This is a genomic window from Bradyrhizobium sp. 63_E2_N1_3, assembly GCF_052076005.1.
Taxonomy (GTDB): domain Bacteria; phylum Pseudomonadota; class Alphaproteobacteria; order Rhizobiales; family Xanthobacteraceae; genus Bradyrhizobium; species Bradyrhizobium barranii.
On the sequence record NZ_CP197235.1, the window covers coordinates 872,767 to 893,863 of the forward strand.

A 21,097-nucleotide genomic window follows, 5' to 3' on the forward strand; every position below is an offset into this window, starting at 1 on the left:
CATGAAGGCTAGATCGCGCCGACCCGTTTCGCAACGGGAACATCAGGCCATCGCGCGAGCACGCCAAGCGTGTTGCGTCGTCGTCATATCTGCGACATCATGAAGCGCCGGTGTAGGTGGGGGTAAGCGATGTCGAACAAGTTTACGCAATACATTCTGGCCGCGATGGTGCTGGGCATCGTCATGGGGGCGGCGATCTTCAACTTCCTGCCTGACACCAGAGCCGAATGGGCTTCCTCCATCAACCTGATCGCCATGATGTTCCTGCGCCTGATCAAGATGATCATCGCGCCGCTGGTGTTTGCGACGCTGGTCGGTGGCATCGCGCATATGGGCAGCGGCTCGCGGCTCGGGCGCATCTTCGCCAAGACCATGGGCTGGTTCGTCAGCGCGTCCTTCGTGTCGCTGCTGCTCGGCCTCGTCATGGTCAATCTGCTCCAGCCCGGCGCGAACTTCCCCGGCACGCTGCCGCAGGCGGGGCAATCGACCGGCTTGCCGGTCTCGGCCTTCTCGATCGAAAAATTCCTGACCCATCTGATCCCGACCTCGATCGCCGACGCCATGGCGCAGAACGAGATCCTGCAGATCGTGATCTTCGCCGTGTTCTTCTCGGTGGCGATGGGCTCGATGCCCGAACGGTCGAAGCCGATCCTGGCAATGATCGACGACGTCGCTCACATCATGCTCAAGGTGACGAGCTATGTGATGCTGTTCGCCCCGCTCGCGGTATGGGCCGCCATCACGGCCACTGTCGCCAAGAACGGCCTCGGCGTGCTGTGGAAGCTCATCGTCTTCATGGGTGGCTTCTATCTCGCGCTTGGGATCCTGTGGGTCATCCTGATGATCGTCGGCTTTGTGGTGATCGGGCCGCGATACAGCCATCTGCTGAAGCTGATCCGCGAACCCCTGATGATCGCGTTCTCCACCGCGAGCTCGGAAGCGGCCTATCCGAAGACGCTGGAGGGGCTGACCAAGTTCGGCGCGTCGTCGCGGATCTCGAGCTTCGTGCTGCCGCTCGGTTACTCCTTCAATCTCGACGGCACGATGATGTACTGCACCTTCGCGAGCATCTTCATCGCGCAGACCTACCACATCGAGATGTCGCTCGCGACGCAGCTGGCGATGCTCGCGACGTTGATGATCACCTCCAAGGGCGTTGCCGGCGTACCGCGCGCATCCCTCGTGGTGATCGCCTCGACGCTGTCGCAGTTCGGCATCCCCGAGGCAGGCCTGCTGATGATCATGGGCATTGACACGTTCCTCGACATGGGACGCAGCGCCACCAATGTCATCGGCAATTCGCTCGCGACCGCCGTGGTCGCGAAGTGGGAAGGTGAGCTCGGGCCCGAGCACGAGCTCGGACCCGGCGAAGCGACGACGCCGGACATGGTTCCGGGCGAACTGCCCGCGATGGCCGGCCATTGACGGGAGTGCATCATGCGCCTTTCAACGGCGATATCGGGTGGCCTGTTGCTGGCGGCGTGCCTGCTGGCAACCGGCGCCTCCGCCCAGACCGGCGGCAGCGAAGGGCTTAGCCCGACGCTGTCGGCCATCAAGAACAGGCACACCGTGCGGCTCGGCTATCGCGAGAGCTCGCCGCCGTTCTCCTTCCTCGACCAGTCAGGCCGCCCGATCGGCTACAGCCTCGAACTCTGCGAGGCCATCGTCGAGGAGATCGGCGTCGAGGTCGACGATCCCGATCTGAAGATCGACTACGTCAAGGTCACCTCGGACGACCGCATCGACGCCGTGCTCCAGAACAAGATCGACCTGGAATGCGGTTCGACCACGGCCAATGCCGAGCGGGGCAAGCGCGTCGCGTTCTCGCCTTTGATGTTCGTCGCCGGCACCAAGCTGATGGTGCCGAAGGCATCAAAGGTCCAGTCGTTGACCGACCTGAAGGGCAAGACCGTGGTGGTGACGAAGGGCACCACCAACGAGCAGGCGATCCAGGCGGCCGACAAGAAGTCCTCGCTCGGCCTCAACATCGTCACCTCGCCGGATCACGAGCAGTCCTACCAGATGCTCGTCGACGGCAAGGCCGACGCGTTTGCAACCGACGACATCCTGCTCTCCGGCCTGATCGCTCGCCATAAGGCGCAGGACAAGTTCCGCGTCACCGGCGATTACCTGTCCTATGACCCCTACGGCATCATGTTCAGGAAGGGTGAGCCTCAGCTGACGGCGGTGGTCGACCGCACCTTCCGCAAGCTCGGCTCCAATCGCGATCTCGTTCCTCTCTACAACAAATGGTTCACCGCGCGGCTGCCCACCGGCGAACGCCTGAACGTGCCGATCTCCCTGCAGCTGGAGGAAGCCTTCAAGGCGATGGACGATTCCGCGAGCGCGAATAATTGAGCGCTTACTTCCTTCTCCCCTTGTGGGAGAAGGTGGCGCGAAGCGCCGGATGAGGGGGCTCTATCCGCACGTTAAATCTACGTTGAGGAGAGAGACCCCTCACCCGTCTCGCCGCTCCGCGGCGAGCCACCCTCTCCCACAAGGGGAGAGGGGACGCAGCGCACTTTGTCGCAAGAGTTCGATCAACGTTATGCCCCAAACACCCGATCCAGCGCCGCATCGTACGTCGCCTGCACCAGCTCCGGATGCAGCTTCGCCAGCGCTTCCATCATCACGCCGGAATTGATTTCCAGCACCCGCCACTCGCCATCGACACGGACCACGTCAATCGATGCGAAGGCGATGTCGATGGCGCTCGCGGCATCGGTCGCGAGCTTCACGCAGGCCGTTCGAACCTTGTCGTCCTCCAGCAGCACCGGCTTTGCGCCGGCATCGAGGTTGTGTCGCCAATCCGACCCACGCTGCTTGCTGTAGACGACGAGTGGCACATCATCGAGCAGGATCACGCGCACCTCTTGCTCGATCGCGACATAGGGCGAGATCACGAGTCCGGCGCTCATCGAAAAGACCTCGGCGGCCGCGTGGTCGAGTTCCGCCTCTGTCGTCACCTTGAACACCGCGCGCCCCGATGTTCCCTCGTTCGGCTTCACCACCACGCCTTGCGGATGGTCGTGAAGCAGCTCGAGCATTGCGTCTCGCCAATTGGGACCAACAACGTTCTTGCCCAGCTTTGGGTTGAGGAAGAGGCGATGGGGAACGCATCGTACGCCCTCAAGCGCCAGCACCTCGGCAGTGGCCGATTTGTCGTTGGCGAGACGGTGCGCGATGGCGCTGTTGAGACCGATGTCGTAGCCGAACGCGAAGTGGCGCTTCGCGCGGCTGCGCATCGCGAGCAGCCAGCCGCCGGCGCGGACATCGAGCGCGATGCCATGGGTCGCGCAATAGCGCCTGATCGCCTGGACGAAGATCCGCTCGCCGCTTGCCATGTGTTCAGTCGTTCCTGTCGCCAAAAGCCGCAAAAATGCGGGAAACGGCGCCAAACCGGGGTGAAAGTCAGAGCTATTCTTAATGAAATTCTCGCGAGCGCGACGGAAATTAAGTGCTGCAATCAGGCCCTGAAGGGAAAAGAAATTGCCCGCCGCGCATGCCCGGCAGCAGATTCATTAATGATGTGGCCATTTCCGCCGCAAATGCCGGTTTGAGCGGCATCAATTGCATCCGGAACGAGGTTGATTATTGGCCTCAATGGCGTAGATCACACACGCGAAATCCTCCGCCATGGCAATGGTGTCCGCCCCGCTTTCAGGGGCCGGGCAATGCTTTTGCCCTAAAACCGCAATTATTCGGAATATCGAAAATCATGAGCGCGTTTTACCGAGAGAAGGTTCTTTCCGTCCAGCACTGGACCGACACGCTGTTCAGCTTCCGCGCCACGCGCGACACCGGCTTTCGCTTCCAGAACGGCCAGTTCGCCATGATCGGCCTCGAGGTCGATGGCCGTCCGCTGCTGCGCGCCTACAGCATGGCGAGCGCCAACCACGAGGAAGAGCTCGAGTTCTTCTCGATCAAGGTTCAGGACGGTCCGCTGACCTCGCGCCTGCAGAAGATCAAGGAAGGCGACACCATCCTGGTCGGCCGCAAGGCGACCGGCACGCTGATCACCGACAACCTCATTCCCGGCAAGCGGCTGATGCTGCTCTCGACCGGCACCGGTCTCGCGCCCTTCGCCAGCCTGATCAAGGACCCCGAGGTCTACGACCAGTTCGACAGCATCGTGCTGGTGCATGGCTGCCGCCAGGTCTCCGAGCTTGCCTATGGCGAGAAGCTGGTTGCTTCCTTGCGCGAGGACGAGCTGTTCGGGGAGCTGCTGGCGGACAAGCTGATCTACTATCCGACCGTGACCCGCGAGCCGTTCAAGAACCGCGGCCGCATCACCGACCTCATCAACTCCGAGCAGATCTTCAACGATATCGGACAGGGCCCGCTCGACATCGAAACCGACCGCATCATGATGTGCGGCAGCCCGGCGATGCTGGAAGAGCTGAAGGTGATGTTCGAAGGCCGCGATTTCATCGAGGGAAGCGGCAACAAGCCCGGCCATTTCGTGATCGAGAAGGCGTTCGTCGAGCGGTAAGCCGCTCGTTTTCTGAGCGACGCCTTTAGCCACAACATCGGTGTCGTCCCGGGGCGCGCGACTTGTCCGCCGTAGCTCGAAGAGCGAAGGCGTAAGCGCGAGCCCGGGACCCATAACCACAGGACGTGGTTTGGCGACGGCTAGTGGCTATCAGCTCGCTCCATAACCTCTCCCTGTGGTTATGGGTCCCCGCGTGCGCGGGGACGACAGTTGAGAGTTTGGCTGGCATCTCGCCTCACACTCGCTAGGCCATCCACGTCCCTCACCCTCCTCCCCCGACTTTGTTATTGGCGCGTCTCGCGCGCCCCTTGTTATAAGCTCGCGCCAAAATCTCGCCGCGATGTTGCAATGCGAGAGCTGGGGAGCTGCGCAAATCTTGTCTGTGATCGACCATGGTTCGCCGAAACCGACCGCCTTCGTGCTGGCGGGCGGCGGCAGCTTCGGGGCGATCCAGGTCGGGATGATGCATTCGCTGGCGAGCCACGGGGTCGTCGCCGATCTCGTGGTCGGCTCCAGTGTCGGCGCGATCAACGGCGCCTATTATGCCGGCGATCCCTCGCTCAAGGGCGTGCTGGGGCTGGAAGCGGTCTGGCGCGGCCTGAAGCGTCATGATGTCTTCCCGGTCACCTGGAAGAGCCTCGCCGGATTCATGTGGCGGCGCGATTTCCTGATTCCCCATGACGGCATCCGCAAGCTGGTCGAGGACCACATCCCCTATCGCAACCTCGAGGATGCCGCGCTTCCGGTGCACATCGTCACCACCGATTTCGTCTCCGGAGAGAGCGTGGTGTTGTCGGAGGGGGCGACGGTGGACGCGATCCTGGCGTCCACTGCGATCCCCGGCGCGTTCTCGCCGGTCTACTACCGCAATCGGTTCCTCGCCGACGGTGCGATCTCCTCAAACACCCCGGTCCGGGTCGCGATCAAGAAAGGCGCAAAACGGCTGGTCGTGCTGCCGACCGGGCACGCCTGCGCGGTGAAGGATCCGCCGGTGGGCGCGGTTGCCAATGCCCTGCATGCGCTGACGCTGCTGATCGCCCGGCAATTGGTGGCGGAGCTCGAGGGGGTGGCGTCCGACATCGAATATGTCGTGGTGCCGCCGCTCTGTCCGCTGGTGGGATCGCCCTACGATTTTTCGCGGACCGACGACCATATCGAGCGTGCGGTCGCGAGCACCGATGCCTGGCTGGCGCGAGGCGGCCTCGAGCAGCACGGCGTCATTCCGCACGAGGCGCAGCCTCATGGTCACTGATTTGTCATTTCATTTGAATCTATTGCACTGCGAAGCCCGCCGCGGGATGGATTGATTTGCGGCATCCGGATTCGGTAGCCTCAAGGCGGGGTCCGCGTCATAACCATGGACGTGGCGCGGGCGTATCATGCCCTGTCAGACTGACGAGAGGGATGTGGTCGTGGCCAACGATAACAAGACGCAAGCTTCGCCCGAAGGGCTGATGGAAACCCTGCTGCTGCCGTTCTCGCCGCGTTTCATCGTGCTGACCATCTGCGCGGTCGTCACCGCGCTGTTGATTGGCATCGGCCTCGCCGATGGCAAGATCTTCGACATCCAGCTGATCCCGATCGCGATCTTCGGCGCTCTCACGCTGCTCGGCGTCCGCGATCTCATGCAGAAGAGTCACGCGGTGCTGCGCAACTATCCGATCTCGGCGCATATCCGTTTTCTGCTCGAAGAGATACGCCCCGAGATGCGGCAGTATTTCTTCGAGAGCGAGAAGGACGGCATGCCGTTCTCGCGCGATACCCGCTCGCTGGTCTATCAGCGCGCCAAGATGGAGCTCGACAAGCGCCCGTTCGGCACCCAGGAGGACGTCTACCGCGAGGGCTACGAGTGGATGCATCACTCGGTCTCGCCGAAGACGCACGCCGAGGAGAAGTTTCGCGTCACCATTGGCGGCCCCGATTGCGCAAAGCCATATTCGGCATCGGTGTTCAACATCTCCGCGATGAGCTTCGGCGCGCTCAGCCCGAACGCCGTGCGCGCGCTCAATGCCGGCGCCAGGAAGGGCGGCTTCGCGCATGACACCGGCGAGGGCGGCTTCAGCCCCTACCATCGCGAGATGGGCGGCGACATCATCTGGGAGATCGGCTCCGGCTATTTCGGTTGCCGTCATCTCGACGGCACGTTCGATCCCGAGGCGTTCGCGCGCGTCGCGAGCCAGGACCAGATCAAGATGGTCGAGCTCAAGATCAGCCAGGGCGCCAAGCCCGGCCATGGCGGCGTGCTGCCGGCTGCGAAGGTGTCGGAGGAGATCTCAAAAATCCGCGGCGTCACGATGGGCGAGGACTGCATCTCGCCGGCCTCGCACCGCGCCTTCTCCACGCCGGTTGGCATGATGCAGTTCATCGCCGAGATGCGACGCTTGTCCGGCGGCAAGCCGGCCGGCTTCAAGCTGTGCATCGGCCACCCCTGGGAATTCCTCGCGATCTGCAAGGCGATGCTGGAGACCGGCATCTATCCTGATTTCATCGTCGTCGACGGCAATGAAGGTGGCACCGGCGCCGCGCCGCTGGAGTTCATGGACCATCTGGGCATGCCGATGCGCGAGGGCGTCAATTTCGTCCACAACGCGCTGGTCGGCATCAATGCGCGCGACCGCATCAGGATCGGCGCGTCCGGCAAGATCGCGACCGCCTTCGACATGGCGCGGGCGATGGCGATTGGCGCCGACTATTGCAACTCGGCGCGCGGCTTCATGTTCTCGCTCGGCTGCATCCAGTCGCTGAGCTGCCACACCGACCGCTGCCCGACCGGGGTTGCGACCCAGGACCCGACGCGTGCGCGTGCGCTCTACGTGCCGCTCAAGATCGACCGCGTGCATAATTATCACCACGCCACGCTGCACTCGCTCACCGAGCTGATCGCCGCGGCCGGTCTCGAACATCCGCAGCAGCTGCGCCCGATCCACTTCAGCCAGCGGACATCGACCACCCAGGTGCGATCCTTTGCGCAGCTCTATCCGTCGCTGCGTCCGGGCGAGCTGCTCGAAGGCACCGAAGATCCGCGCTTCCGTGAAGCCTGGCAGATGGCGCGGGCGGAGACGTTCCAGCCGGCGCCGTAGGGGCCACCGCATGATCCGCCGGATCCTGCGGCGGTGAAAATTCATCGGGGATTGTGGTTGTGTTTTAACGTCTGTGTCAGCTTGGGGTGTAAATTGGCCCCATGGACGAGCGACGCGACAAAACCAGGCACCGCGTGCTGAAAGCCGGAACCATCGAGTTCGGCGGCGGCGCGATCGACTGCACCATCCGCAATTTCTCCGATACGGGTGCCGCGCTCGATGTCACCAGTCCGGTCGGTATCCCGGAGCGCTTCACCCTGGTCATCCAGGCCGACGGAACGCATCTCGCCTGCACGGTCGTCTGGCGCAAGGAGAAGCGGATCGGCGTGCGGTTCGGGTGAGCGGTCTGCGTTTGATCGGCGCGCGCTTAGGGCGCGCTTGTCCGGGACGACGGGTGGAGGGTTGGGTGCGCAATCACCCCGTCTCGACCTCACTCAACCGGCCCGCCAGAATCTTGTCGATCCTGCGTCCGTCGAGATCGACCACCTCGATATGCCAGCCGGCGAAGTCGAAGGCATCGCCGACATTGGGCAGCACGTTGAACTGTTGCAGCACCAGGCCCGCCACCGTGTTGTAGCGGTGCGGCGGCAGCTCGACGCCGAGCAACTCGCCGAACTCGTCGACCGGCATCCAGCCGGAGACCAGCAGCGAGCCGTCATCGCGCCTGACATAGGCCGGCTCCGGCGGTCCCTCCTCGGAATGGAAGGCGCCGACGATCGATTCCAGAATGTCAGCCGTCGTCACGATGCCCTCGAAGGCGCCGTATTCGTCGTAGACCAGGCCGACATGAACCGGAGCGGCTTTCAGGATCGCCAGCACGTCGCGGGCGTCGGCTGATGCCGGAATGCCGGGCGCCTCGCGCACCAGCGCTCGCAGATCCGGCGTGCGCTCGTTCATGTAGGCGACCAGCAGGTCTTTGGCCTGGAGCACGCCGATCGGCTTGTCGCGATCGCCGTCCGAGACGGGAAAGCGCGAATGCGGGCTCTTCGCGATGATCGCTTGAATGGCCTCCGGCGCATCGTTCAGATCGATCTCGTTGACCTCCGTGCGCGGCGTCATGATCGCGCCGACCGGCCGGTCGCCGAGCCGCATGACGCCCGCGATCATCTCTTTTTCGCCCGACTCCAGCACGCCCGCGTTCTCGGCTTCGCTGACGAGGTGATGGATCTCGTCCTCCGAGACCTTCTCCTCGGCCTTGCCGCCGCGGCCGAGCAGCGTGAGGATCAGCTTGCCGGAGAGATCGAGCAGGAAGACGAGCGGCAGCGAGATCCGCGCCAGAACGTGCATCGCGGGCGCGACCTTGACCGCGATGCTCTCGGGGTCGCGCAGCGCCACCTGCTTCGGCACCAGCTCGCCGACGATCAGGGTGGTGTAGGTGATGAGCGTGACGACGATGCCGACGCCGACGATGTCGGCAATCCCTGAGGACAGGCCGAGCTCGACCAGCCATTGCGTCAGCCGCTGTCCGAGCGTCGCGCCGGAGAACGCGCCCGAGAGCACGCCGACCAGCGTGATGCCGATCTGCACCGTCGAGAGGAACTTTCCGGGATCGGCCGCCAGCGTCAGCGCCCGCTCGGCGCCGCGCACCCCCTTGGCCGCGAGCAGCGACAGCCGGGCCGGGCGGGACGAGACCACCGCCAGCTCGGACATGGATAACAGGCCGTTAATGACGATCAGGACGACGACGATGATGATTTCGACGGACAACATTGTGCGCAAAGAGAAGGGATACTTGACCCGGCGAACGCCGGACCAAGCCCCTTATATATGAACTCGATGCACAATTTGTCCGGTTCCCGACCAAATTGCCGCAGGCGGGATCAAGCGCTCTCGCCCGGGTTTTCGAGGCTGAACGTCTCCGACTGCTCGTCATATGCGAACAGCTCGCCATAACGTCCCCAGGACACCACGGTCCTGAGCGTCTCGTCCGCATAGTCCTCGGACATGTAGTCCTCGAGCTCGTTGCGGAACCGTGCCGCGGGGGCGGTATGGGAGGGACGTTCGTCGAGCACGCGGCGAATCAATCCCATCACCGGCACGTAAGTGACGAGATGTTCGGCGAACAGCTTCTTGCGTGCGTCGGTTTCGAGATGGGCAAAACGCTTGCCCGTGTCGGTGAGCATCAGGTCGCCTTCGCTCAGCTGGGCGAAGCGCAGCAGTTGCAGGGACTCACCGAGGTGGAGGATCTCGTCGGCCTCGAGCTGGAGCTGGCTTGCGAGCACGGGCAGGTCGGCGTGTCCGTGATAGGGCGGCCCCGCCAGCGTCTCGATCAGGCCCGACAGCACGTTGGACGATACGTGGTGCAGGGTCATGCCGACACCGGAGCCCAGGATGCCTTCGACGGGGGGCGCCTTCGGTTCGGCGCGTTGGGTCATGCGCGCGTAGATGTTGTCGACGAGCTGCCGGAAATGGGGGTCGAGCCGGTTGCGCGGATGCGGCATGTCGACCTTGATCTCGGCGGCGACACGCCCTGGATTGGATGAGAACACCAGGATGCGATCGCACATCAGGACCGCCTCCTCGATATTGTGCGTCACCATCAGGATCGATTTGATCGGCAACCGGCCCTCGATCCAGAGGTCGATCAGGTCCGTGCGCAGCGTCTCGGCCGTGAGGACGTCGAGTGCCGAGAACGGCTCGTCCATCAGCAGGAGGTCGGGATGCACCACCAGCGCGCGGGCGAAGCCGACGCGCTGGCGCATGCCTCCCGACAGTTCCTTCGGGAAGGCGGACTCAAACCCGTCAAGGCCGATCAGGTCGATCGCAGCAAGAGCGCGCTTGTGGCGCTCGGTGGCATCGACGCCCAGCGCTTCGAGCCCGAGCTCGACGTTCTGGAGCACGGTCAACCAGGGAAACAACGCGAATGACTGGAACACCATGGCGACGCCGTTCGGCGGCCCGACGATGATCTCGCCGCGACAGGTCGCCTGTCCCGCAGACGGGCTGACCAGACCGGCGATGATCCGCAGCAAGGTGGACTTGCCGGAGCCGGAGCGGCCGAGCAGGCCGACGATCTCGCCCGAGCGGATCGTCAGGTCGACCTTGTCCAGCACCAGGAGCTGTTCGCCGCTGCCTTTCGGGAAGGATCGGCAGACACCGCGGATGTCGATGAGCGCAGAGGGTTGATCGAGCATGATGGTCTCCTCGTCAGCCGAGCCGCAGGCGACGCTCGCCGAAGGCATAGAGCGGCCGCCAGACCAGACGATTGAACAACGTCACCAGAATGCACATCGTGGCAATTCCGAGCACGACGCGCGGGAAGTCACCGGCTTCCGTGGCGGAAGCAATATAGGCACCGAGCCCGGTGGCCTTCAGATGCGTGTCGCCCCAGCTTGCGACCTCCGCGACGATCGACGCATTCCAGGAGCCGCCGGACGCGGTGATCGCGCCGGTGATGTAATAAGGAAAGACGCCGGGCAGTATCACCTTGAACCACCATCGCCATCCCCCGAGATGGAAGCTGCCGGCGGCTTCGCGCAGATCGGTCGGAAAGGCGCTCGCGCCCGCGATCACGTTGAACAGGATGTACCACTGCGTGCCCAGGATCATCAGCGGGCTCAGCCAGATGTCTGGATTGAGCTTGAAGCTGACAATGGCGACGACAAAGACGGGGAAGGCGAGATTGGCCGGGAAGGCCGCCAGAAACTGGGCCAGCGGCTGGATTCGTTCGGCGAGCTTCGGGCGAAGCCCGATCCACACGCCAACCGGCACCCAGATCAGTGTGGCGAGGGTGATCAGGATGGCGACGCGCAACAACGTGATGAGCCCGTCCCTGATGACGACGAGAACGTCGGACATTCCGAGACTGGCCGAGAGATAGCGATAGGTCAGCCAGGCGGCATATGCCGTGCCGGCGAGGATCAATGCGATCCAGACCGTATCGACGAGGCGTGACGTCTGGTCTTTACCTGGTGCCGCGGGCGGCAGCTTTGGCAGCGGAATGCGCAAGTTCGAGATCGCGCGGTTCAGCGCCGCGAAAGGAAGGGTCAGCGCACGCAGCGCCCGAGTCCGGCGGAACAGGTCGAGCATCCAGGAGGCCGGCGCCTCGCCTGAGGCGGTCTGCTCGAAGCGGAATTTGTCGGCCCAGGCGACGATGGGGCGGAACAGCAGCTGATCATAGGCGATGATCACGAGCAGCATCGCCAGCATGGCGTAGAGGATCGCCGGCAAATCCTGCTGCTGAATTGCCATCGCGACATAGGAGCCGATGCCCGGCAGCGTCACCGTGGTGTTGCCGACCGTGATCGCCTCCGAGGCCACCACGAAGAACCAGCCGCCCGACATCGACATCATCGCGTTCCAGATCAGGCCGGGCATCGCGAAGGGGACGTCGAGGCGCCAGAAGCGCTGCCAGCCGGACAAATGGAAGCTTTGCGTGGCCTCTTCCAGATCCTTCGGAACGTTGCGGATCGACTGGTACAGGCTGAACGTCATGTTCCAGGCCTGGCTGGTGAAGATCGCGAACACCGAGGCGAGCTCGGCGCCGAGCACCTGCCCCGGAAACAAATTCATGAAGAACACGACGGTGAAGGTGAGGAAGCCCAGGATCGGGACGGATTGCAAAATATCCAGCAGCGGGATCATCACCAATTCGGCTCGCCGGCTCTTGGCTGCGATCGCCGCGTAGATGAAGGTGAAGACCGTCGAACAGACGATGGCGAGCAGCATCCGCAAGACGGTGCGCAAGGCATAAAGCGGAAGGTTTGCCGGATCGAGCGTGACCGGTGCGCGCTCGAGCTCGGACAGCGGCGCCGTGGTCTGCTCGCCGCCATAGACGATCAGGACCATGGCGCCGATCACGAGGATCAGCGCCGCGACATCCCAGACATTGGGGAGTAGCGCCCGGCCGATCGCGGCCGTGCGGATATCTCTCGGCTTCATAGGCCCGCCCTTGGGCTGGAATTTTGGGCTAGAACTCTGCGTGCAGGCGGCCCGAGAAGATCGAGACCGGCCCGCGGTCGGCGTTATAGGCCGGGTTTGTGATCAATTGATAGTCCGCGGTCAGCGTGACGTTCTTGTTCACCGAATAGGCATAGTAGGCCTCAAGGATGCGCTCCTTGCGGTAGTTGAGAGCGCCGTCGCCGATGAGAACACCGAGGCCGCCGGCGGCCAGGAAGTCGCGATAATCCTGCGAGATGGCATTGACCGCGCCGCCGATGCCGACGACGTCGTCAGGCCGGCCCCATTTCGTGCCCTTGATCGACAGTCCGCCGGCCAGGCTGCTGTTGATGTCGGTGAAGGCGAGTGTTTCGGTCTTGCCGTCGTTCCAGCTCCAGCGGCCGAACAGCCCGATATCTTCTGTGATCGCCTGCTCGAGGTTGACGACGTAGCCGACCTTGAGGCGGCCGCGGCGGGTCTGCGCGATGTCGAGATTGAGCGCAGGATTGTCCAGCGTCTCGCGGAAGCTGCCCATGTTGGCGCTGTCGACCCAGCCCATGGTCCTGAGCTTGCCAGGTTGGCCGAGCAGCGAGAACCGCGTCTCCAGCTCGATCGCGTACTGACCGCGTTCCCCGACCCTGGTGTCGAAATGATTCGAATTGGACTCCGCGACCATCAGGAAATAGCCGCCGCGCAGCGCCCATTGCTTCTGGTTGAGCTCGGCGGTGACGCCATAGGTGAGACCGACCTTGTCGGCGGAATAGTCGAAGGCGCCCGGCGCCCACAGCGACCAGTTCATGAAATCCTTGCGGGTGTCCTTGGCAAAGGCATTGCCGTCGAACACGTCGATCACCGCGAACTTGCCGGCCTGCACCGTGAGCCTGGACACGTCGACCTTTTGCCCAAGCTGCAACTGGCCGCTCGCGAGCTCTTCCTGCTCGCCGCCAAAGCCGAACGTCTGGCGCACGAACAGCCGCGAGGTGTTGTAATGCGGATAGGGGAAGTTCGATTTCTGCGCTTCGCCGTTGGGAAAGCCTGCCGCGCCCACCGTGTCGTTCAGTCCAAATCCCTGGAGCAGTTCGGGATTGTAATAGACCTCGCCGCCGTCCCACAGCCGCGCGTTCAGGAACAGGCTGTTGCTCCAGGTCGCCTTGGCCTGGGTTGAAGGCGAGAGCGAGTTTGTTCCGCTGTAGAGAGCGGGGAACGACGGATAGCCTTGCGGCAGATAAGTGCTCTGACCGTGAATCTCCCAGCGATCCGATTCCGTGTCGATCAGGGAGCTCTTCGGATTGTAGCTCGGCATGCCCGGCCAATCGACCTTGCGGTTGAGCCCGAGCCTGATCGACTGGAAGTCGAGCGACGAGGAGGTGTATTGGGCCCCCGTGGAGAAGGCGACGTTGGCGCCGTCGAAGCGGCTATAGAGATATTCGAGCCGTGCGCTCCAATGCGGCGCGAAGCCGTATTCGATGCCGGCACCCGCGATCCAGCCGGGCCGCGTGTTCAGGATTTTCGGGACGTCGCCCGCGGCCGGCGTGTCGAAATAGCGCTCGCCCATCCACGCAAAGCCGCCGGTGGCATAGACGAGCCATGGACCGCTGGTGTAGCCGACGCGGCCGCGCAGGCTGGCGGTGTAGTCCCACTGCTGGATGACCGTGTTGGCAGGTGTCGCGAGGAAGGAAACGATCGAGTTGGAGGTGATGTAATTGGGAAACGAAAAATCGCCTTCGACGCCGACGAGCCAGCCGGAGTTGAGCCGGTAGTTGTAGCCGGCCTGCACGCCGCCGATCATGCCGCTGAAGACGCCGCTGCCGTTGATCGCGGTGCCGTCGTTCAGCGCGAAGCTGGACGAGCCACGGCTGTAGCCGGCATGCGCGCCGATATAGAGGCCGGTCCAGTCATAGACCGCTTTCAGCGCCGGCGCCTTCAGCGGCAGATCGGCCGCGTGTACGGCGGCGGGAAAAGCCAGCACGCCCGAGGCAATCGCCGCGGCCGTTCGCAAATACCGGTGCCGGTGACCTCTCAACTTCAAAACGCACGCCCCCAAACGCGAATGTGTCCTATTCGCCGCGATATCCCTGCAGATTCGCGGCGACCCTGTCACGAAGTCTTGGTTGTTCACGCGATCGGACCAGACGATCCCGATTCGACGCGATTTCTTCCCAAGCCCCTGTGCTTGTTACAAACCTTATTGCGATTAATTCGCAATAGCAACTGGCACGGATTGCCGCAGGGGATGGTTCGCACTCTTGTGTGACGGAGCTGCAACAAATTCTCAGGTCCAAAATGAATGACCCGCCCGGGGGGACAGCCGGGCGGGTCGGGGGCACGACACGGGGTGGATGAGGCGCCCGTGTCGAACGCGGGATCCACGTGAGATCGGCCTCAGGTACCCAAATCAGTAGCAAGTACGAACGCGGCCGACGTACTGGCCGAAGGCGTTGTACTGGGCGACCCAGCCGCAGCGGTGATAGCCGTAGTAATAGGGGTCGTTGCTGGCGGCGATCGCGGAGCCGACGACGGCGGCGGTGGCGATGCCGGCACCCACACCCCAGACCCAGCCGGGCTGCTTGGCTTCGGCCGAAGAGGTGGTGGACACGATGCTGCCGGTGACGGCGAGGGCAGCGAGTGCGACGGCGGCAATCCTGGTCTTGATCGACATGTGAAACTCCATCCGGGTTGAGGCGGTCCGTTGTGGCCCGCGTGCCCAGTTGGACGGAGGCTTGCCGCGTCCGGTTCGAATCCAGCAAAAGTGAGCGTGCAGATCGGCTGTTTCCCGAATGATTCCAGTCGGATGCGAGCTAGCCGAGAGGCCCTTTGGCGAGCCTCTTCACGTCGAAGTTATCGACCTCGGCCAGCAGCTCGCAAAAGGCGCGCGCACCCTGATCGACGAGCTGCACACCCTTCTCGGGGACAGCCAGCGTCGCATTGCCGATCGCGCCGCTCGTGTGGAGATCCTGCGCCTGCCAGGCGAACGGTGCGGGCCGCTGCGTCGACAGCCAGCGATACTGCTTTTCCATGGCGATGCTGCTCGCGGGAAAATCCGCGATCGCATCCTTGCGCACCTGATCGGGATAGCGCGCCAGCATGATCGAGGTCTCGACCGCGCCGCCATGGATGCCGTGGCGCACTTCATCCGCCGGGAACAGTTTCTCCGCGCCCGACAGCCGCGACCACGACGTCGTCACCACAAAGAGCTTGCGATGCGCGCGAAGATCCTGCGCGACCAGCATCATTGCCGCGCTGTTGCCGCCATGGCTGGTGATGATGACGAGCTTCTTCAAGCCGCGCCGCGCGACGTCCTCGCCGATTGCGGTCCATCGCTTCAGCGCCACCTCGGTCGGCAGCGTCTGCGTGCCCGGAAAGTCGATATGCTCGGTGGAAATCCCGACCGGTTCAACGGGCAGGAACGTCGCCGGAACATTTGCGGGCAACAGCTCGCGCACGCGCGCGAGATACGCGTCCGCGATCAGCACGTCGGTCTCGAGCGGCAGATGCGGGCCGTGCTGCTCGGTCGCCGCCAGCGGCAGCACCGCGATCCGGCGCGACACGTCTGCAAGGCTCCCATCGGCCCAGTTGATGTCGATCCAGTCGCGGGACGGCGTCATCGTGGTTTCTTTGCCCGAATTTGTCGCGTATTTTGGGGTTATCAGGGGACGCGGGCCTGACCGGCTCGCGTCCCCGAACTTCATGCGGTTCTATCGCGTTGCCTTCACATCGGCCAGCCACGATCGACGGAGTGCCATCATGACCCCCTCTCATCTGCGGCGAGCGTTAACGGCGGGCTTGATGGCCGCTTGCGTCTCTCTCGCGCCGGTGCGTGCAGAGACGCTGGACAAGGTCACCTTCGGCACCAACTGGGTCGCCGAGGCCGAGCATGGCGGTTTCTTCCAGGCGGTCGCCGACGGCACCTACAAGAAATACGGCCTCGACGTCACCATCGTTCCCGGCGGTCCGAACGAGAACAACCGGATGCTGCTGATCGCCGGCAAGATCGATTTCTTCATGGCCGCGAACACGCTGATGTCGTTCGACGCGGTGGCGAATAACGTCCCCGTCGTCACCATCGCAGCGGTCTTCCAGAAGGATCCGCAGGTGATGCTGACGCAGCCGGACGCCAAGGTCGCCAAGATCGAGGATCTCAAGCCGCTGACCTTGTTCGTCTCCAAGGAGGGCATGACCAGCTACTTCCAGTGGCTGAAGTCCGAATACGGCTTCAACGAGAAGAACGTTCGTCCCTACAATTTCAATCCGCAGCCCTTCATCGCCAACCCCAAGAGCGCGATGCAGGGCTACGTCACCTCCGAGCCCTTCGCGGTCGAGAAGGCCGCCGGCTTCAAGCCGAATGTGCTGCTGCTTGCCGATTACGGCTTCAACACCTATTCGACCCTGATCGAGACGCGCCGCGACATGGTCGAGAAAAAGCCGGACCTGGTGCAGCGCTTCGTCGATGCCTCCATGGTCGGCTGGTACAATTACATCTACCGCGACAATTCCGCGGGCAATGCCATGATCAGGAAGCTCAACCCGGAGATGACTGACGAGCTGCTCGCCTATTCCGTCGCCAAGATGAAGGAATACGGCATCGTCGATTCCGGCGAGTCCTTGAAGAACGGTATCGGCGCGATGAGCGACGATCGCTACACCTCCTTCTTCAACAAGATGGTGAAGGCCGGCGTCGTGAAGGCGGATCTCGACTTCCGCAAGTCCTATACGCTGCGCTTCGTCAACAAGGGCGTCGGCGTCGAGCTGCGCCCGAGCAAGCCGTAGCGCAAGGTCCATGTCATCCGTCAAAAGCTCGTCCGGGGTCGAGGCCGGACTGACGGCTCTCGCCGTCAGCCTGCGCGGCGTGACGAAGGCGTATGACAATGGCGTCATGGCGCTCGGTCCGCTCGACCTTGCCGTTCGCAAGGGCGAGTTCATCTCGCTGCTGGGCCCGTCCGGTTGCGGCAAGTCCACTGCGCTGCGCCTGATCGCAGAGCTCAGCGCGCCATCGTCCGGCATCGTGCGGGTGGCGCGCCACGAGGGCGATGTGCTGCCGGGTCATGGCATCGGCTTCGTGTTCCAGGAGCCGACGCTGATGCCCTGGACCAGCGTGCGCGAGAATGTGCGGCTGCCCTTGAGGCTCGCAGGCGTTCCGAAGGCGGAGGCGCGCGCGCGGGCCGATGAGGCATTGGCCAGCGTGGGTCTTGCCGATTTCGCCGATGCTTTCCCACGCGAGCTCTCCGGCGGCATGAAGATGCGGGTGTCGCTGGCGCGTGCGCTCGTCACCGACCCTGATATCCTCCTGATGGATGAGCCGTTCGCCGCGCTCGACGAGATCACGCGCTTTCGCCTCAACAACGACCTGCTCGCGCTGTGGCGAGCCCTGGGCAAGACCGTCATCTTCGTCACCCATTCGGTGTTCGAATCCGTCTACCTGTCGCAGCGGGTCGTGGTCATGACCGCGCGGCCCGGCCGCATCCAGGCCGATATCCGCATCGAGACGGTCGAGCCGCGCGGTGAGGAGTTTCGGACCTCGGCCGCCTATTCCAATTATTGCCGGAAAGTGTCGGCCGCGCTGGCGCCGTCCTATTCGGGGCAATCGATGCTATGAACGCGCAAGCTACCGTCACCGCAAAGCCATCCGGCGCGCAACGCGCGATGCGCTTGGTGCTTCCCGTCATCGTGTTCGCAGCCGGACTCGCGGCCTGGGAACTGGTCGTCCGCATCAAGGACATCCCGCCTTACGTTCTGCCAGCGCCCTCCGTCATCTTCCTGACGCTGATCAAGGACTGGGCGGTGCTGTCACAATCGCTCGCGACCACGCTGCTGACCACGCTCGAAGGTTTTGTCGCCGCCAGCATCGGCGGCATCGCGCTGGCACTGCTGTTCAACCAGTCGAAATGGGTGGAATATTCGCTATTCCCCTATGCAATCGTGCTCCAGGTGACTCCTGTCATCGCGATTGCACCGCTGCTTCTGATCTATCTGGAGCAGCAAACCGCGGTCGTGGTCTGCGCCTTCATCGTTGCCTTTTTCCCGGTGCTGTCCAACACCACGCTCGGGCTGAATTCGGTCGATCGCAACCTTGCCGGCCTGTTCCAGCTCTATGGCGCCTCGCCGCCGCAAACCCTGCGCTTCCTGAAGCTGCCGGCGGCGCTGCCCTATATCCTCGGCGGCCTGCGCATTGCCGGCGGCCTGTCGCTGATCGGCGCGGTTGTGGCCGAAATCGCGGCCGGCACCGCCGGCGCGGGCTCCGGGCTCGCCTACAGGATCGCCGAATCCGGCTATCGATTGAACATACCCCGCATGTTCGCAGCGCTGCTGCTGTTGTCGCTGGCCGGGATTGTCATCTATGGGGTGCTGGCGCTAGTTTCCCACCTCGTTTTACGGCGCTGGCACGAGAGCGCGCTTGGAAAGGAAAACTGATGACTACCGGTTCGATTTCGTCCGAAAAGATCGACCTTCTGATCTATGGGCCGGTGCGGCCAATTCTCGACAACGGTTTTTCCGATCATTTCGTCGTGCACAAGGCGGAGACCCGGGGCGATCTCGAGCGGCTGACACCGGCGATCCGCGAAAAGATCCGCGGCGTGGCGGTGACCTATCACACGGTGCGTGCCGACAGGGACTCGCTGTCGCAATTGCCCAAGATCGAGATGGTGGCGAGCTTCGGCGTCGGCTACGACCATATCGACGCCAAATACGCGGCCGAGCACAACATCATCGTCACCAACACGCCCGACGTGCTGACCGAGGAGGTCGCCGACGTCGCGATGGGCCTTCTGATCTCCACCGTGCGTGAGTTCATCAAGGCCGACCGCTACGTCCGCTCCGGCCTCTGGCAGACGCAGAACTATCCGCTCAGCGTCGGCTCGCTGCGCGACCGCAAGGTCGGCATCGTCGGCATGGGCCGGATCGGCCAGGCCATCGCGCGCCGGCTCGATGCCTCGCTGGTGCCGGTGGTCTACCACTCCCGCAATCCGTCGAAGGACGTCTCCTACAAGCACTATCCCGATCTGATCGAGATGGCGAAGGCGGTGGACACGCTGATGGTGATCGTGCCCGGCGGCGCCTCGACCAACAAGATGATCAATGCCGAGGTGCTGAAGGCGCTCGGTCCGCGCGGCGTGCTGGTCAACGTGGCCCGCGGCTCGGTGGTCGACGAGGCGGCGCTGGTCCAGGCGCTGAAATCAGGCACCATCCTCGCCGCCGGTCTCGACGTGTTCGCGGCCGAGCCGAGCGTGCCGGACGAGCTCAAGACCATGCAGAACGTCGTGCTGCTGCCGCATATCGGCTCGGCGTCGGTGGTGACGCGCAACGCGATGGATCAGCTCGTGGTCGACAACCTCAAGTCCTGGTTCGCCGGCAAGGCGCCGTTGACGCCGGTTGCGGAAACGCCGTTCAAGGGGCGCTGATGAGAGGTCTTCGGTTCGTTGCATTCGCCGTCGCGGCCTTTGTGGCCGCGATCGGCATCGCGCATGCGCAGGATGCGACGACCCTGAAGAAGACGATGCCCGGGCAGTGGGAGCTCTCGACCACCGAGCGCAGCAAGACCTGCGTCGTCACGATGAAGGGCGATGCCGCGGCGCAGGGGTTCAAGCTGGAGCTGGAGCCGGCCTGCAAGACCACGCTGCCCTTTACGAAGGACATCGTCGCCTGGAGCGTCAGGGGCCTCGACATCGTTCGTTTGCAGGACGCGACCGGTGAAGCCGTGATCGACTTCACCGAGGTCGAGGCCGGCATCTTCGAAGGCCTGCGGCAGGGCGAGGGCGTCTACATCCTCCAGGACCTCGCCGCAGCCCGCTCGATGGCCAAGTCGATGGACCAGATGATCGGCGATTGGTCGATGGTGCGCGGCAACGGCCAGCCGGTGTGCGGGCTGACGCTGACCAACACGGAAGCCGGCCCGGACAATTTCCAGGTCTTCGTCAAGCCGAAATGCGATCCGGCGATTGCTCAGTTCAATCTGGCGCAATGGCGGCTCGAGCGCGGCCAGATCGTCCTGATGTCGAAATCAGGCGAGGCCTGGCAGTTCGAGGCCGATGACAACGCGCAATGGCGGCGCGTCCCCGATACCGCCGATCCCCTGATCATGCTGCGGCAATAAATCTTCCGGTCGATGTCGATTTAGCCAAGGCTCAATCGTCACATCCATAGCGAGCCGGTTTGCAGCCGGAGCGGTTGCTGCTCGCCAAGGGAGTTTTTCATGCGTTTCATGTACATCGTCACCTCCAGCCAGCCGATGGCTGCCCCGAGCCCGGCGCTGATGGAGGCCATGCAGAACATATCCGAGCGGGAGATCAAGGCCGGTCGAATGATCGACAATGGCGGCCTGATGCCGCTTGCGACCGGCGCACGGGTGCGAATCGTGGACGGCGAGCTCAGCGTCATCGACGGCCCCTTCGTCGAGGCCAAGGAAGTGATCGGCGGCTATGCCATTTTCGAGCTGCGCGACAAGGCGGAAGCCGTGGCCATGGCGAAGGAATTCATGCAGCTGCACCTCGATCACATGCCGGGCTGGGAGGGTACCTGCGAATTACGGGCATTCGCCACGCCGGGCGTGGAGATCGCCTGCCAGGTCGACGCGCAGTCCAGGGTGGCTGCCCACGCCTGATGGACACCACCGCTCGTCCTGGAGCGTTTTCGAGCGAAGTGGATACCGGTT

The 21,097-nt window shown here is 63.5% G+C and carries 19 protein-coding genes; 12 read left to right on the forward strand and 7 right to left on the reverse strand.

Translation table 11 applies throughout. The features are described 5' to 3' along the window. The first annotated feature begins 129 nt into the window (after positions 1–129). Positions 130–1,425 carry a dicarboxylate/amino acid:cation symporter gene (locus AB7531_RS04030; protein WP_063980689.1) on the forward strand — a complete coding sequence of 432 codons (1,296 nt, stop codon included), beginning with the start codon at positions 130–132 and terminating at the stop codon, positions 1,423–1,425. A 12-nt stretch (positions 1,426–1,437) separates the two neighbouring features. Continuing rightward, complete coding sequence (locus AB7531_RS04035; RefSeq protein WP_063980690.1) at positions 1,438–2,358, forward strand: amino acid ABC transporter substrate-binding protein; 921 nt, start codon at positions 1,438–1,440, stop codon at positions 2,356–2,358. A 188-nt stretch (positions 2,359–2,546) separates the two neighbouring features. Here AB7531_RS04035 and AB7531_RS04040 read toward each other — a convergent pair whose 3' ends face one another. Next, complete coding sequence (locus tag AB7531_RS04040) at positions 2,547–3,344, reverse strand: ATP-grasp domain-containing protein (protein WP_231143805.1); 798 nt, start codon at positions 3,342–3,344, stop codon at positions 2,547–2,549. Positions 3,345–3,718: 374 nt separating this feature from the next. Between AB7531_RS04040 and AB7531_RS04045 the strand changes: the two genes are divergently transcribed. The 4 genes from AB7531_RS04045 (at position 3,719) to AB7531_RS04060 (ending at position 7,913) form a co-directional block, all read left to right on the forward strand. Next, positions 3,719–4,492, forward strand: coding sequence for a ferredoxin--NADP reductase (locus AB7531_RS04045; protein WP_014490313.1), 774 nt, complete (start codon positions 3,719–3,721; stop codon positions 4,490–4,492). 340 nt (positions 4,493–4,832) lie between these two features. Then, positions 4,833–5,744: a patatin-like phospholipase family protein gene (locus AB7531_RS04050; RefSeq protein ID WP_187387907.1), complete on the forward strand. Its 912-nt coding sequence runs from the start codon at positions 4,833–4,835 to the stop codon at positions 5,742–5,744. A gap of 202 nt (positions 5,745–5,946) precedes the next feature. Further along, a complete protein-coding gene (locus tag AB7531_RS04055; RefSeq protein WP_441280285.1) occupies positions 5,947–7,572 on the forward strand; it encodes an FMN-binding glutamate synthase family protein in 1,626 nt (541 codons plus the stop codon). 101 nt (positions 7,573–7,673) lie between these two features. After that, positions 7,674–7,913: a PilZ domain-containing protein gene (locus AB7531_RS04060; protein WP_063980692.1), complete on the forward strand. Its 240-nt coding sequence runs from the start codon at positions 7,674–7,676 to the stop codon at positions 7,911–7,913. Between the two features lie 73 nt (positions 7,914–7,986). On the opposite strand, the gene AB7531_RS04065 is transcribed toward AB7531_RS04060, so the two are convergent. From AB7531_RS04065 to AB7531_RS04090, 6 genes are all read right to left on the reverse strand, one after another. Then, positions 7,987–9,282, reverse strand: coding sequence for a hemolysin family protein (locus AB7531_RS04065; RefSeq protein ID WP_063980693.1), 1,296 nt, complete (start codon positions 9,280–9,282; stop codon positions 7,987–7,989). A 110-nt stretch (positions 9,283–9,392) separates the two neighbouring features. Then, the gene (locus AB7531_RS04070; protein WP_063986036.1) at positions 9,393–10,706 is read right to left on the reverse strand and encodes an ABC transporter ATP-binding protein; all 1,314 of its coding nucleotides are present in this window, start codon (positions 10,704–10,706) and stop codon (positions 9,393–9,395) included. 13 nt (positions 10,707–10,719) lie between these two features. Next, positions 10,720–12,453, reverse strand: coding sequence for an ABC transporter permease (locus AB7531_RS04075; protein ID WP_354130258.1), 1,734 nt, complete (start codon positions 12,451–12,453; stop codon positions 10,720–10,722). 28 nt (positions 12,454–12,481) lie between these two features. Beyond that, on the reverse strand, positions 12,482–14,449 hold the full coding sequence (locus AB7531_RS04080; RefSeq protein WP_063980695.1) for a carbohydrate porin: 1,968 nt from the start codon (positions 14,447–14,449) through the stop codon (positions 12,482–12,484). A 396-nt stretch (positions 14,450–14,845) separates the two neighbouring features. Then, positions 14,846–15,109 carry a hypothetical protein gene (locus AB7531_RS04085; protein ID WP_063980696.1) on the reverse strand — a complete coding sequence of 88 codons (264 nt, stop codon included), beginning with the start codon at positions 15,107–15,109 and terminating at the stop codon, positions 14,846–14,848. Positions 15,110–15,248: 139 nt separating this feature from the next. After that, positions 15,249–16,055, reverse strand: coding sequence for a creatininase family protein (locus AB7531_RS04090; RefSeq protein ID WP_063980697.1), 807 nt, complete (start codon positions 16,053–16,055; stop codon positions 15,249–15,251). A gap of 139 nt (positions 16,056–16,194) precedes the next feature. On the opposite strand from AB7531_RS04090, the gene AB7531_RS04095 reads away from it, so the two are divergent. The 6 genes from AB7531_RS04095 (at position 16,195) to AB7531_RS04120 (ending at position 21,046) form a co-directional block, all read left to right on the forward strand. Then, on the forward strand, positions 16,195–17,217 hold the full coding sequence (locus AB7531_RS04095; protein ID WP_063986037.1) for an ABC transporter substrate-binding protein: 1,023 nt from the start codon (positions 16,195–16,197) through the stop codon (positions 17,215–17,217). Positions 17,218–17,227: 10 nt separating this feature from the next. Then, a complete protein-coding gene (locus AB7531_RS04100; protein WP_063980698.1) occupies positions 17,228–18,043 on the forward strand; it encodes an ABC transporter ATP-binding protein in 816 nt (271 codons plus the stop codon). After that, positions 18,040–18,858 (forward strand): ABC transporter permease, encoded by an 819-nt coding sequence (locus tag AB7531_RS04105; RefSeq protein ID WP_063980699.1) that lies wholly within the window; start codon positions 18,040–18,042, stop codon positions 18,856–18,858. The genes AB7531_RS04100 and AB7531_RS04105 overlap by 4 nt, the downstream gene beginning before the upstream one ends. After that, positions 18,858–19,847, forward strand: coding sequence for a 2-hydroxyacid dehydrogenase (locus AB7531_RS04110; protein ID WP_063980700.1), 990 nt, complete (start codon positions 18,858–18,860; stop codon positions 19,845–19,847). Before AB7531_RS04105 ends, AB7531_RS04110 begins: the two co-directional genes overlap by 1 nt. Next, complete coding sequence (locus tag AB7531_RS04115; protein ID WP_063980701.1) at positions 19,847–20,539, forward strand: AprI/Inh family metalloprotease inhibitor; 693 nt, start codon at positions 19,847–19,849, stop codon at positions 20,537–20,539. Before AB7531_RS04110 ends, AB7531_RS04115 begins: the two co-directional genes overlap by 1 nt. A gap of 99 nt (positions 20,540–20,638) precedes the next feature. Further along, positions 20,639–21,046, forward strand: a complete 408-nt coding sequence (locus tag AB7531_RS04120) for a YciI family protein (RefSeq protein ID WP_063980702.1) — start codon at positions 20,639–20,641, stop codon at positions 21,044–21,046. Positions 21,047–21,097: the final 51 nt, after the last annotated feature.